Raw genomic sequence first — 12,178 nt, 5'->3', positions numbered from 1 at the left:
GCGGCTATTTCGCGGTCTGCCGGGCCAGATGCCAGGCGCCGAACTCGTGGCCATCGATCAGGCCGTCGGCGTTCTTGTCGGCCTTGGCGAAGTCGGCGGCCGGCAGCTTATAGGCGGCCCACTCGGCCTTGCTCAGGCGGTCGTCCTTGTTGGTGTCGGCCGGATGGATGAACCGGCCCTCCGCCGCCATGGCGGTGGAGGCCGCGGCCAAGGCGGCGGCGAGGATCAGGAAGCTCGGGCGCATGGGAAACTCCGCGTCTGTGGAGCGTGCAGAGATCACGCCGGTGTGGCCGAATTTCGCCGTCCGGGCGCGGTTCAGCCGAAGGCGAGGCTTGGATCGGCGGCCAAGGACCCCATCTAGCCATCAACCGGGCTTGGCCTCAGGCGGCCGGCCTCCTAGGGTCGCCGAATATTGAAGGAGAAGATCGATGAGTCAGGAACGTGCGGTGCTGGCCGGCGGCTGCTTCTGGGGCATGCAGGATCTGATCCGCCGCTATGACGGCGTGATCTCCACCCGGGTCGGCTATTCCGGCGGCGATGTGAAGAACGCCACCTATCGCAACCACGGGACCCACGCCGAGGCCATCGAGATCATTTTCGATCCTGCGCGCATCAGCTACCGCGCCCTGCTGGAGTTCTTCTTCCAGATCCACGATCCCACCACCAAGAACCGCCAGGGCAACGACATCGGCCTGAGCTACCGTTCAGCGATCTACTACACCGACGAGGCGCAGAAGCAGGTGGCCGTGGACACCATCGCCGACGTCGAGGCCTCGGGCATCTGGCCCGGCAAGGTTGTCACCGAGGTCGAACCGGTGGGCGACTTCTGGGAGGCCGAGCCGGAGCACCAGGATTACCTGGAGCGCATTCCCAACGGCTACACCTGCCACTTCGTGCGGCCAGGCTGGAAGCTGCCGGTCCGCGCCCCGGCATGAGGTGATGCGGAAGCCGGTGTCGGAACCGCCTGCGCCGCTCGCGGTGTCGTGACCTATCGACTGCGACTGGAGAGGCCGGATGGGCGAGCTGATCCTCACCACCTTCGACTGGGTTCCGGATGGGCCGCGGGGCTATGTGCGGGACCTACGCGTGCGCTGGGCCCTGGAGGAGGCCGGCCTCCCCTACCGTGTCGAGAGCACGCCTTTCCAAGATCGGCCGGCTGGGCACTTCGCGCATCAGCCCTTTGGCCAGGCGCCGTGGCTGACGGACGGCGACCTCTCGATCTTCGAGAGCGGCGCGATCCTTCTGCACCTGGGCGAACTCAGCGAGGCGCTGATGGCCACGGATCGGCGCGGCCGCAATGAGGTCAAGGAATGGCTGTTCGCCGCGCTCAACTCCGTCGAGATGGCGAGCCTGCCGTGGTCGCTCCTGCAGTTCACCGGCGAAAGCCAGGACACAGCGGTCTGGAAGCTGTTCGACGGGTTCCTCAAGACCAGCCGGCTCTCCCATCTGGAGCCTGTGCTGGCGGAACGGGAGTGGCTGGCCGGCGCCTTCTCCATCGCCGACATCCTAATGGCCGATGTGTTGCGCCTGGTGGACCGCTTCGACGGCCTGGCGGCCCATCCCGCATCCAAGGCCTACGTCACGCGCGCCGAGGCCCGCCCGGCCTTCGTGAAGGCACACGCCGACCAGATGGCGCACTTCGCGGCGGCGGACCTCCTGAGAGGCTAGGGCCGGCGCCCTATTCCCACTCGATCGTGCCCGGCGGCTTGCTCGTGACGTCATAGACCACCCGGTTGACGCCGCGGACCTCGTTGATGATCCGGGTGGCGCAGCGGCCCAGGACCTCCCAGGGGAACTCGAAGAAGTCGGCGGTCATGCCATCGGTGGAGGTGACGGCGCGCAGCGCGAGCACGTCCTCATAGGTGCGGGCGTCGCCCATGACGCCGACGGTCTTGACCGGGAGCAGCACGGCGAAGGCCTGCCAGATCTTGTCATAGAGGCCGGCCTTGCGGATCTCATCCAGATAGATGGCGTCGGCCTGCTGGAGGACGGCGACCTTCTCGCGGGTGATCTCCCCGGGGATGCGGATGGCCAGGCCCGGGCCGGGGAACGGGTGGCGGCCGACAAAAGCCGGGGCCAGGCCCAGCTCGACGCCGAGCGCGCGGACCTCGTCCTTGAACAGCTCGCGCAGGGGCTCCACCAGCTTCAGCTTCATGTAGTCGGGCAGGCCGCCGACATTGTGGTGGCTCTTGATCACCGCCGAGGGACCGCCGCTGGTGGACACGCTCTCGATCACGTCGGGATAGAGGGTGCCCTGGGCCAGGAAGGCCGCGCCCTCGATCTTGGCGCTTTCCTTGTCGAAGACCTCGATGAACAGGCGCCCGATGGTCTTGCGCTTGGCTTCGGGATCGCTGACGCCGGCCAGCTCGCCGAGGAAAAGGTCGCCGGCGTCCACGTGGATGAGCGGGATGTTGTAGTGGTCACGGAACAGGGTGACGACCTGCTCGGCCTCGTTGTGGCGCAGCAGGCCGGTGTCGACGAAGACGCAGGTCAGCTGGGCGCCGATCGCCTCGTGGATCAGGACCGCGGCCACCGAGGAGTCGACGCCCCCTGACAGACCGCAGATCACCTTACCGTCGCCGACCTGGTCGCGGATCTTCGCCACCATCTCCTGGCGGAAGGAGGCCATGGTCCAGTCGCCGGTGAGGCCCGCGATGCCGTGGGTGAAGTTCTTCAGCATCTGGGCGCCGCGCGGGGTGTGGGCCACCTCCGGGTGGAACTGGATGCCGTAGAAGCGGCGCGCCTCGTCGGCGATCACCGCATAGGGGGAGCCCGGCGAGGAGGCGACCACCTCGAAGCCCTCCGGTATGGCGGTGATCTTGTCGCCGTGGCTCATCCAGACGGTTTCCAGATCGCCGACATTCCCGAGGCCGGCCAGCAGGGGCGAGGCTTTCTCGATCTTGATTTCGGCGCGGCCGAACTCGCGGTGATGGCCGCCTTCGACCTTGCCGCCCAGCTCGGCGCACATGGTCATCTCGCCGTAGCAGATGCCCAGGACCGGGACACCCAGCTCGAAGACCCGCCGGGTGACGGCGGGGCTCTCGGCCTCGTGGACGCTGGCCGGGCCGCCCGACAGAATCACCGCCTTGGGGGCGAAATCGGCCAGCATGGCCTCGACCTTGTCGTAGGGATGGATCTCGCAGAAGACCCCGCTCTCACGCAGGCGCCGGGCGATGAGCTGGGTCACCTGGCTGCCGAAATCGACGATCAGGACGCGTTCGTGGGTGGGGGTCATGGGGCTTTGTCGGCGAGAGGTTGGGTTCGCTCCAGCACCGCGACGAAGAAGCCGTCGGTGGCGGCGGTGGCGGGGGTCAGGCGGAGATAGCCTTCCGGAGTCAGGCGGGCGATCAGGTGTTCGTCGGCGGTGGCGGGTCTGACCGCGAAGCCCTCGGTGCGGGCCAGGAAGGCTGAGACCCGGTCCTCGTCCTCCTCGGGCAGGACCGAGCAGGTGACGTAGATCAGCCGGCCGCCGGCCTTCACGAAGGTCGCGCCCATATCCAGCACCGCGTCCTGGTCGGACTGACGCCGCGCGAAGGTCTCTTCGCTGAGCCGCCACTTGGTGTCGGGGTGGCGGCGCCAGGCGCCGGAGCCGGAACAGGGGGCGTCAATGAAGACCACGTCCATCTTGTTGGCGAGACCCCTTAGCGGGTCGGCCTCCACCGGGGAGCGGATCTGCAGATTGCGGACGCCGGCGCGGTCGGCGCGGCGGATGGTGTCGGCCAGGCGCCGCGCCTCGCTGTCATAGGCGTAGATCTGGCCGGTGTTGCCCATGGCGGCGGCGAGCGCGAGGGTCTTGCCCCCGCCCCCGGCGCAAAGGTCGAGCACCTGGGCGCCCTTGACCTCGCCCGCGCAGGCCGCGGCGATCTGGGAGCCGAGGTCCTGCACCTCGAACCAGCCCTTGGAGAAGGCCGGGATGGTCTCGACGGCGCCGGCCCGGTCGGTGGCGGCGGGCGCGGGGATACGCAGGGCGGTGGCCAACTCCGGCACGGCGGCGGCGTGCAGCGGCTGGGTGGCCTTGAGCGCGCGGGCCGGATCGGTCTTCAGCGTATTGACCCGCAGGTCGATGGGCGCGCGCTCCGAGAGCGCCTCGCCTTCCAGCGCGGCGGCGTCGCCGAAGGCGCGGGCGAAGCTGGCCTCCAGCCAGGCCGGATAGTCGCCGCGCACCGACGGCGGCGCGTCGGCGAGGTCGCGGGGGCTCTCGAGGGCGGCGGTCTCGGCGTCGGTCAGGGCGCCGTGGCCGTGGGGTTCCTCGGTGACGGCGGCGGCGATGCGATCCACGGGCCAGTCCCACTCGTACTTGAGCACGCCGAGCACCGTGGCGCGGAGGCTGTCGTCACCCATCTTCCAGGCGATGGAGCGGCGGCGGCGCAGGGCGTCAAGCACCAGGCCTGCGACCCAGGCGCGGTCCTTGGAGCCGGCATAGCGGGCGTCGTTCCCCCAGGACTTCAGGGCCAGGCGTGAGGGCCGGTGTCGCTGCTCGACGTCGGTGAGCACCTCGATGGCCGCCGAAAGGCGCCCGCCGTCACGCAAGGAAGATCGCCGCCACGATCATGCCGACGCCGATCATGCTGACAAACCAGACCAGGGTGCGCAGGCCGGTGATCCCGGCTGCGTAGAGGGGGACATAGAGGATGCGCGCGCCCACATAGAGCAGCCCGCCCCAAAGGGTTAGCTCGCCGGTCTTGGCCACCAGATAGGCCGCGAAGGTGGCGGCCACGAAGAAGGGGAAGGTCTCCTGGAAGTTCCGGTACGCCCGGTCCAGCCGCCCCGACACACCGGTGAGAACCCGGTGCTCGTCGCGAGGGCCAGCCGCCCATTTGAGGTCCTGCTCGGGATGCATCCGCGCCGCCGCGGTCGCCCACAACAGCTGCAGGATCCCGACGATGATCGCCGCGCCGATCAGTTGAAGTTCAGGTGCTGCGTTCATGGTCTCAGACGGGGCTCGTATAGTTGGGGGCCTCACGGGTCATCATGACGTCGTGGACGTGGCTCTCTCGCAGGCCCGCGCCGGTGATGCGGATGAACCGGGCCTTGTCGCGGAAGGCCTGCAGGTCAGCGGCGCCGGTATAGCCCATGGCGGCCCGGAGACCGCCCACCATCTGGTGCAGGATGGCCGCGATCGGACCCTTGTAGGCGACCTGGCCCTCGATGCCCTCGGGCACCAGCTTCAGGGCCGAGACCTCCTTCTGGAAGTAGCGGTCGGCCGAGCCGTTGGCCGTCGACATGGCGCCCAGGGACCCCATGCCGCGATAGGCCTTGTAGGAGCGGCCCTGGTACAGGAACACCTCGCCAGGCGCCTCGTCGGTGCCGGCGAAGGCTGAGCCCATCATGGCCACCTGAGCGCCCATTGCCAGCGCCTTGGCCAGGTCGCCGGAGTACTTGATGCCGCCGTCGGCGATGATGGGGACGTCGGTGCCGGCCGCGGCGCGCACCGCGTCGGCGATGGCGGTCAGCTGGGGCACGCCCACGCCGGCCACGATGCGGGTGGTGCAGATGGAGCCCGGGCCGATGCCGACCTTCACGGCGTCGGCGCCGGCGTCGATCAGGGCCCGCGCGCCTTCGTAGGTGGCGACGTTGCCGGCGACGATCTGGACGCGGTTGGTCTCGCGCTTCAGGCGGACCACGGCGGCGGCGACATCGGCGTTGTGGCCGTGGGCGGTGTCGATCACCACCACGTCCACGCCGGCGTCCACCAGGGCCATGGAGCGCTCATAGCCCCCGTCGCCCACGGTGGAGGCCGCACCCACCAGCAGGCGGCCATGGGCGTCCTTGGCGGCGATGGGGTGGGCCTGGGCCTTCTCCATGTCCTTGACGGTGATCAGGCCGACGGCGCGGTAGGCGTCGTCGACGACGATCAGGCGCTCGATCTTGTGCTGGCGCAGGAGGGCGCGAGCCTCGTCCTGGGTGCAGCCTTCGCGCACCGTGATCAGGTTCTCCTTGGTCATCAGCGCCTTGGCCGGGACCTCGCTGGAGCCCTCGAACCGCATGTCGCGGTTGGTCAGGATGCCCACCAGCTTGCCGGTGCCGGGCTCGACCACCGGGAAGCCGGAGATCTTGCGCCGGGTCTTGATGGCCAGGACCTCGCTGAGCGGAGTGTCGGGGTTGATGGTCAGCGGGTTGATGACCATGCCGCTTTCGTAGCGCTTCACCTCGCGGACCTGCTCGGCCTGCTCGTCCGGCGTCATGTTCCGGTGCAGCACGCCCAGACCGCCGGCCTGGGCCATGGCGATGGCCAGGCGGCTCTCGGTGACGGTGTCCATGGCCGAGGACACAAGCGGTATGTTCAGACGGATTTCGCGCGTGAACCGAGTGGCGGTGTCCACCTGGCCGGGCATCACATCGGATGCGCCGGGTTCGAGCAAAACGTCGTCGAAGGTGAGCCCTTCGCGAATCTCCATGGGAGTCTCCATTTTGCGAGCCGCGTATAAGGCGTCGGGGCGGGGGTGGGCAAGGGCAGCGTCGAGGAGAGTCACGGGGCGGGCTCCTTGTTGAGGCCGAAGGTCATGGCGAACATGACCAGGCAGAGGGCGGCCCCGCCGGTCAGGGCCAGGGTCGGCGAGCGGTCGATGGCCAGGCCGTAGAGGGCCGGGCCGCCGATCTGGGCGAACTGGGCCGGGCGGCTGAGCAGGGCCGAGCGGTAGGCGTATCCTTCAGTCCCCCAAATGGTCAGCGGCAGGACCCCCTTGGACACGGTGAGCATGCCGTTGCCGGCGCCTTGGCCCAGCGCCATGGCGGGGGCCGCGACCTTGCCGAAGGTAAGCAGGGCCGCGGCGCCCAGGGGGTGCATGAGGGTGGCCGCGCGGGTGGCCAGCAGCGGCGGGAAGCGGCGCAGGACGGCGAACTCCAGGGCCCGGATGGCGACGGCGGCCAGGCCCACCAGGGCGGCGGTGGACATGGCGGCCGTCACGGAGAGACCAAAGGCCACCAGGAGCCGCGGAAGATGGGTGCTCATGCAGGTGGAAATGAACCAGGCCCCTGCGAATAGAACGGAAAGCTGGATCATCGCGCGGTCCCAGACCACCGGCGCAGGGGGACCGACATTGGCCGACATGTGGCCGCCGAGGTCTCGCGGAATGACCAGAGCCCCCAGGGGCAGGCAGACCCCGAGGTGCAGGGCCGCCCAGGCGAAACAGGCGCCCTGCCAGCCCAACTGCTGGCCCAGCCAGTGGGTGACAGGAAAGCCGAGGCTGGAGCCCAGGCCGCCGATCAGGGCCACCCCGGTGATCGCGCGTCGGGCCTGGTCGCCATGGAGCGTGACCAGGATGGCGAAGGGCGTGCCGTAGAGGCCCAAGGCCATGGCCAGGCCCAGGACGATCATGCCCAGGGTCAGGAGGATAGGCCCCTGCGCCAGGCCGATGAGGCAAAGGCCCGCGGCGAACACCTGGTTGGAGATCAGCAGTGGGGCCTTGCCGCCATGACGGTCGATCCAGCGGCCGGCGGATGGCGCGGCCAAGGCGCTGGCGGCCAGGGCCACCGACATCAGGCTGAACACGAAGGTGGGGGCCAGGCGCAGGTCGGCGGCGATGGCGTCGCCCAGCACGCCGATCAGATAGAAGCTGGAGGCGAAGGCGATGGTCTGCCCCAGCCCCAGGGCCAGCATGATCACGGTCTGGGGCGGGTGAGGTTTCGACGCCATCAACAGCTTGTGCGCCGTTTGCCTCATGACGGAAATCGACATATCGGGAACGAGATGTTCGAAAATCTCACATTCGGCCCCCTGCCCTCCCTGAACGCCCTGCGCGCCTTCGAGGCCATGGCGCGGACCGGGCGCGCGACCCTGGCGGCCGAGGAGCTTCACGTCACCCATTCGGCGGTCAGCCGGCAGGTGAAGGCCCTGGAACTGAGCCTGGGGGTGCGGCTGTTCACCGGGCCCAAGCACCGGCTGGAGCTGACCCCGGTGGGCGCGGCCCTACTGCCGGCCCTGACCGCCGCCTTCGACCAGATCACCGGCGCCGTGCGCCAGGCGCGCGGCGGGGGCGAGGACCTGCACATCGCCGTCAACGCCAGCATCTCGGTGAAATGGCTGATCCCCCGCCTGTCGCGGTTCACCCAGGCCCATCCCGGCGTGCGCCTGCATCTGACCGAGCTGGCGCCCCAGGCTGTCAGCCAACGCGGCGCCGACGCCGTGGTGCGGCTGGTGCCGACGAGCCGCCTCTCCGATCCCCTGGCGACGGCCTTCATGCCCAGCCACCTGGGCGCGGTGATGTCGCCGAGCCTGGCGCAGCGTTTCCCCGACGCCCTGCGGGCGCCGCGCCTTGTGGCCCAGACCCACCCGCAGGGCTGGGCCATCTGGGCGGCCCTGGCCGGGCTGGAACTGCCGCCGGCCCCCGAACAGCCCTTCGCCCACCTGCACTTCGCCCTCGACGCCGCCATCGCGGGGCTGGGGGTGGCGGTCATGCCCTGGCCCCTGGTGGCCGACTATGTGCGCAGCGGCCGGCTGGTCGCCCCCTTCGGCTTCATCCCGGCCCAGAGCGGGTTCGCCTTGCTAGCCGCGCCAGGGGTCAGCAGCCGGGCGCTGGACCAGTTCCGGGGGTGGCTGCTGGCCGAGGGCGCCAGGACGCAGGCGCCGCCCGCCTAGGGGCGCGGGAAAGGAGCCGTGGAAGGCGGCTGGCGATGGAGAACCCGGCGATTCAAGCGCCAAAACAGACCGTCTGAGTGTCCACGAAGGGTGCAGGCTGTGTAAAAACGCTCGGCGACCAAAATCTCGCGCAACCTCCTGCCGCGTAAAGGGACGTGAGCGACTTCATCTTGCGCGGCTTGGCCCTGGAGGCGTCGCTATAGGTAAATACTTGCTCGGAAAAACGCGCCGGCTGCGTTTTTACACAGGCTCGGTGGTCAGCGGACGCGAGCGCCCAATGCAGTCTAAGCTGAACCGTTGACGTTCCGCTGCTAGTCGAACACCGTTACGGCTGCGGTTTGGGGGCTGCGCTCATGGCGGACGGAACGACGACGCCGCGGGCGAAACGCTCGCGAAAGGCCCGCCCGCCCACAACGCCCGATCCCATCGAGATCGCGATGGAGGCGGAGGCGGTGGGCCAAGCGCCGCACGGCGTTGCGAGCCAGGTGCTGACCGAACAGCTGCAGCTGATCCGCACCCAGACGAAGCTTGGCCGCTGGCAGATCGCCAGCGAGCGGGCCAGCTTCGCCCTGAAGGTCCTCACGGGCGGCGCTGGAATGGCGGTGGCGGGCGCACTAGCGGCTATGGCGTGGCAGGCTAGCCGGTCGGATGGGCTGGTCGTGGAGGCCTTCTCCGTACCCCCGGCGCTGGTCTCGCGCGGCGCGACCGGCGAGGTGGTGGCGCGCGGCGTGCTGGACCGGCTGGGCGAGCTGGACCGGGCCGCCAACTCGCTGCAATCGGTGCGCATTGCTGACGCCTGGACCCAGGACACCAAGATCGAGGTGGCCCAGACCGGCGTCTCGCTGGACGACGTGCAGCGCCTCCTACGGCGCTGGCTCGGTCACGAGACCCACCTGACCGGCGAGGTGGTGCAGACGGCCACAGGGGTTCGCATCACGGCGCGGACCGGCGTGGGCCGTACGGTGACGGCGGAAGGCTCAGCCGAGCAGCTGCCGGAGCTAGCTCGACAGACGGGCGAGGCGTTGTTCCGGCAAGCTCGGCCGGTCCAGTATGCGGAATACCTCAACAGAGAGGGTCGCTGGGCGGAGGCCAAGCCGCTGCTGGCCCAGGTGCTGAAGACCAGTGATGATCCGCTGACACGGGCGGCGGCCGCAAATGCCCTGGGCCAGATCACCGCCTACTCCGAGTTCCGATACGCTGAGGGCATCGAGTGGTTTCGTCGGGCGGCCGAGGGTCCGAACCGGCTGCTAGGGGCGGTCTCCCTGCGGGACGCGGCCAGCGTTGCAGATGCGCTGGGGCATAACCGAGAGAGCATCGTCCTCACCCGGCAGGCGCTAAAGCGGCTTGGCCGCGAGCCCGGGGCGGTCGCGGAATGGTACCGGGCGGGCTATCGCGCCAACCTGGCCGCATTAGAATTCGACTATCACACGGCCGCGCGGCTGCTGCGGCCCCAGGTGGGGCGCGCCAATGCCGGCTCGGGAGGCACTTATCGTAACACCTATTCGTTTTATCTGGCCGCCCTGCACGAGACCACTGCCGCGCAGCGACTTACCGCGACGCCGTATCCGAACACCGAGGTGAGTTCGGAAAACTGGCCGGTGACGCTCGCCATCGCACGCGAACAGCGGGCCCGCGGCGACGCCAGCCCGCGGATACTGGCGCTGGAAGCGTTCTCGCTTGTTCAACTGGGCCAGCCGGAGGCCGCGCTCGAGGTAATCGCGACGACGCCGGTGGACTGCTTCTTCTGCGCCGTGACCCGGGCGATGATATTGTCACGCCAAGGGGATACCGTCGGAGCCGAGCAAGCGTTCCGCGCGATGGACCAGCTCTATCCGGGGCAGATCACCGCGCTGCTGTACTGGGGCCGCGAGCGGCTGAGGCGGGGCGACGCCCAAGGTGCGCTTCAGGTGTTCCGTCGCGCGGAGAAGCTCGCGCCCCGCTACGCTGACCCGGTGGTCTGGTCAGGTGAGGCCCTGCTGGCCTTGGGCGACGACAAGGCCGCCGAGGAAGCCTTTCGCAAGGCGGAGCCGCTCGCCCCCCGATGGGGGCGGCTCCACCTGAAGTGGGGCGAGGCGCTGGCCAAGCTGGGGAAGGCCGCCGAAGCCAAGGCGCAGTTCTCCCAGGCAGCCGCCCTCGACCTCACGTCGGCGGAACGGGCCGAATTGCAAAACGTGACCCGAAAGCTGACCGACTAGACTTCCGGGTTGGGTCGAAACCGGTCATCGGCGCCTAAGCCGGGAAAGACGAGGACAGAAACACGTCCATCAGCGCGCCTGGGCGAACCTCGGAGCCGGCATGTCCGCAAAGGGGATCGGTTCGGCCCCATCGGTCGCGCTGGCCAGGGTCTTGGCCCACCAGCCCACATCGCGCCAGGCGCCGTGCTTGAAGCCGACCTCGGGATAGAGGGCCACCTGGCGGAAGCCCATCGCCTCGTGCAGGCCGACACTGTTGGCGTTGGGCAGGGCGATTCCGCCGTAGGCCATGTGCAGGCCCTGGGCCTCAAGCAGGCCAAGCAGTTCGCCATAGAGCCTTCTCCCGATCCCCTTCCCGTGGACCTCGGGCCGGGCATAGATCGTGACGTCGCACGACCAGCGGTAGGCCTCCCGCGCACGGTGGGGCGAGCCATAGGCGTAGGCGACGACCTCGCCGGCCGCCTCCTGCACCAGGAAGGGATAGGTCGGTAGGATCTGGGCCATGCGGTCGGCCATCTCGGCGGGGGTCGGGGGGACGTCCTCGAAGGAGATGACCGTGTCGCGGACATAGGGGGCGTAGATGTCGGCGATCGCCTTGGCGTCTTCGACCCGCGCTACTCTCAAGCCACCCATTGATCCCTCCCGCTGGAACGCGTAGACGGTCGTCTCAAATAGTGGACGGAGAGTCAATATAGTGGATATCGAGGCGCAGCTTGCTCAGCGGATCGCCGACCTGCGGTCGCGGCGGGGTTGGACCCTGGCCGAGTTCGCCCAACGCTCCGGCGTCTCCAAATCCATGCTGAGCAAGGTGGAGCGCCAGGAGGCCAGCCCCACCGCGACCATCCTCCTGCGCCTGGCGGGCGCGCTGGGCCTGACCCTGGCGGAACTCATGGCCGAACAGGGCGCGTCCGCCAGGTTTCTTCAGAAGGACGCTCAGCCGGGTTGGACCGACCCCACGACCGGCTACCACCGTCGGCAGGTCTTTCTCAGCCCGGCCATGCCGCTTGAGCTTGTCGAGGTGCACATGCCTCCGGGCAAGCAGGTAGCGGTCCCCGCATCCTCCTACGCCCTCATCCGTCAGGTGGTCTGGGTCCTGGAAGGCTGCCTGGCCGTCGTGGAGGGCGACCACACCACACTGCTGGGCGCCGGCGACCGGCTGGAGTTCGGCCCGCCCGCCGATGTCCTGTATCGCAACGACGGCGAGGCTGTGGCCCGCTATCTGGTCGCCGTTGTGCGGGGCTAGCCTTACCGGAGGTCGGGCGCCATTGCTGGTCGAGCATCGGACGCCGGACCGGTGGGACATCCTCGGGGCGTCGGTGTGCCTCGTGGGCGCCGCGATCATCCTGGCTGGGCCGCGGACGACCTGAGGGCGCAGCGAGGCGAGCGGACTGGAGGCCAGCGGCGAGCC

At 69.2% G+C, this 12,178-nt stretch carries 12 protein-coding genes; 5 read left to right on the top strand and 7 right to left on the bottom strand.

Going from position 1 to position 12,178, the window contains the following annotated elements; genetic code table 11:
* Positions 1-4: 4 nt before the first annotated feature.
* Positions 5-244: a hypothetical protein gene (locus tag RMO97_RS03335; protein ID WP_310539124.1), complete on the bottom strand. Its 240-nt coding sequence runs from the start codon at positions 242-244 to the stop codon at positions 5-7.
* A gap of 184 nt (positions 245-428) precedes the next feature.
* On the opposite strand from RMO97_RS03335, the gene msrA reads away from it, so the two are divergent.
* Positions 429-935, top strand: coding sequence for a peptide-methionine (S)-S-oxide reductase MsrA (msrA, locus tag RMO97_RS03330; RefSeq protein ID WP_310539123.1), 507 nt, complete (start codon positions 429-431; stop codon positions 933-935).
* 79 nt (positions 936-1,014) lie between these two features.
* Positions 1,015-1,668, top strand: a complete 654-nt coding sequence (locus RMO97_RS03325) for a glutathione S-transferase family protein (protein WP_310539122.1) — start codon at positions 1,015-1,017, stop codon at positions 1,666-1,668.
* 10 nt (positions 1,669-1,678) lie between these two features.
* On the opposite strand, the gene guaA is transcribed toward RMO97_RS03325, so the two are convergent.
* The 5 genes from guaA to RMO97_RS03300 all read right to left on the bottom strand — a co-directional run bounded on the left by guaA (position 1,679) and on the right by RMO97_RS03300 (position 7,636).
* Complete coding sequence (gene guaA / locus RMO97_RS03320) at positions 1,679-3,235, bottom strand: glutamine-hydrolyzing GMP synthase (RefSeq protein WP_310539121.1); 1,557 nt, start codon at positions 3,233-3,235, stop codon at positions 1,679-1,681.
* Positions 3,232-4,530, bottom strand: a complete 1,299-nt coding sequence (locus RMO97_RS03315) for an RsmB/NOP family class I SAM-dependent RNA methyltransferase (RefSeq protein WP_310539120.1) — start codon at positions 4,528-4,530, stop codon at positions 3,232-3,234. The genes guaA and RMO97_RS03315 overlap by 4 nt, the downstream gene beginning before the upstream one ends.
* Positions 4,523-4,927 carry an MAPEG family protein gene (locus RMO97_RS03310; RefSeq protein ID WP_310539119.1) on the bottom strand — a complete coding sequence of 135 codons (405 nt, stop codon included), beginning with the start codon at positions 4,925-4,927 and terminating at the stop codon, positions 4,523-4,525. The genes RMO97_RS03315 and RMO97_RS03310 overlap by 8 nt, the downstream gene beginning before the upstream one ends.
* A gap of 4 nt (positions 4,928-4,931) precedes the next feature.
* Complete coding sequence (guaB, locus tag RMO97_RS03305; RefSeq protein ID WP_310539118.1) at positions 4,932-6,398, bottom strand: IMP dehydrogenase; 1,467 nt, start codon at positions 6,396-6,398, stop codon at positions 4,932-4,934.
* Between the two features lie 71 nt (positions 6,399-6,469).
* A complete protein-coding gene (locus tag RMO97_RS03300; protein ID WP_310539117.1) occupies positions 6,470-7,636 on the bottom strand; it encodes an MFS transporter in 1,167 nt (388 codons plus the stop codon).
* A 54-nt stretch (positions 7,637-7,690) separates the two neighbouring features.
* Between RMO97_RS03300 and RMO97_RS03295 the strand changes: the two genes are divergently transcribed.
* Positions 7,691-8,578 carry a LysR substrate-binding domain-containing protein gene (locus RMO97_RS03295; RefSeq protein ID WP_310539116.1) on the top strand — a complete coding sequence of 296 codons (888 nt, stop codon included), beginning with the start codon at positions 7,691-7,693 and terminating at the stop codon, positions 8,576-8,578.
* A gap of 353 nt (positions 8,579-8,931) precedes the next feature.
* On the top strand, positions 8,932-10,773 hold the full coding sequence (locus RMO97_RS03290; RefSeq protein WP_310539115.1) for a tetratricopeptide repeat protein: 1,842 nt from the start codon (positions 8,932-8,934) through the stop codon (positions 10,771-10,773).
* A gap of 69 nt (positions 10,774-10,842) precedes the next feature.
* Here RMO97_RS03290 and RMO97_RS03285 read toward each other — a convergent pair whose 3' ends face one another.
* Entirely contained in the window at positions 10,843-11,403 is a 561-nt protein-coding gene (locus RMO97_RS03285) for an arsinothricin resistance N-acetyltransferase ArsN1 family B (protein ID WP_310539114.1), read from the bottom strand.
* A 61-nt stretch (positions 11,404-11,464) separates the two neighbouring features.
* On the opposite strand from RMO97_RS03285, the gene RMO97_RS03280 reads away from it, so the two are divergent.
* On the top strand, positions 11,465-12,013 hold the full coding sequence (locus RMO97_RS03280) for an XRE family transcriptional regulator (protein ID WP_310539113.1): 549 nt from the start codon (positions 11,465-11,467) through the stop codon (positions 12,011-12,013).
* Positions 12,014-12,178: the final 165 nt, after the last annotated feature.

The sequence above is a fragment of the Phenylobacterium sp. genome (assembly GCF_031425575.1).
Classification (GTDB): Bacteria; Pseudomonadota; Alphaproteobacteria; order Caulobacterales; family Caulobacteraceae; genus Phenylobacterium.
The sequence above is the reverse complement of the archived record's forward strand: the minus strand, read 5'-3'. Positions and strand labels throughout refer to the sequence as shown.

Coding starts and splice junctions, on each gene's coding strand:
- RMO97_RS03335 (WP_310539124.1), bottom strand. CDS start 244: ATGCGCCCGAGCTTCCTGATCCTCGCCGCCGCCTTGGCCGCGGCCTCC.
- msrA (WP_310539123.1), top strand. CDS start 429: ATGAGTCAGGAACGTGCGGTGCTGGCCGGCGGCTGCTTCTGGGGCATG.
- RMO97_RS03325 (WP_310539122.1), top strand. CDS start 1,015: ATGGGCGAGCTGATCCTCACCACCTTCGACTGGGTTCCGGATGGGCCG.
- guaA (WP_310539121.1), bottom strand. CDS start 3,235: ATGACCCCCACCCACGAACGCGTCCTGATCGTCGATTTCGGCAGCCAG.
- RMO97_RS03310 (WP_310539119.1), bottom strand. CDS start 4,927: ATGAACGCAGCACCTGAACTTCAACTGATCGGCGCGGCGATCATCGTC.
- guaB (WP_310539118.1), bottom strand. CDS start 6,398: ATGGAGATTCGCGAAGGGCTCACCTTCGACGACGTTTTGCTCGAACCC.
- RMO97_RS03300 (WP_310539117.1), bottom strand. CDS start 7,636: ATGGCGTCGAAACCTCACCCGCCCCAGACCGTGATCATGCTGGCCCTG.
- RMO97_RS03295 (WP_310539116.1), top strand. CDS start 7,691: ATGTTCGAAAATCTCACATTCGGCCCCCTGCCCTCCCTGAACGCCCTG.
- RMO97_RS03290 (WP_310539115.1), top strand. CDS start 8,932: ATGGCGGACGGAACGACGACGCCGCGGGCGAAACGCTCGCGAAAGGCC.
- RMO97_RS03285 (WP_310539114.1), bottom strand. CDS start 11,403: ATGGGTGGCTTGAGAGTAGCGCGGGTCGAAGACGCCAAGGCGATCGCC.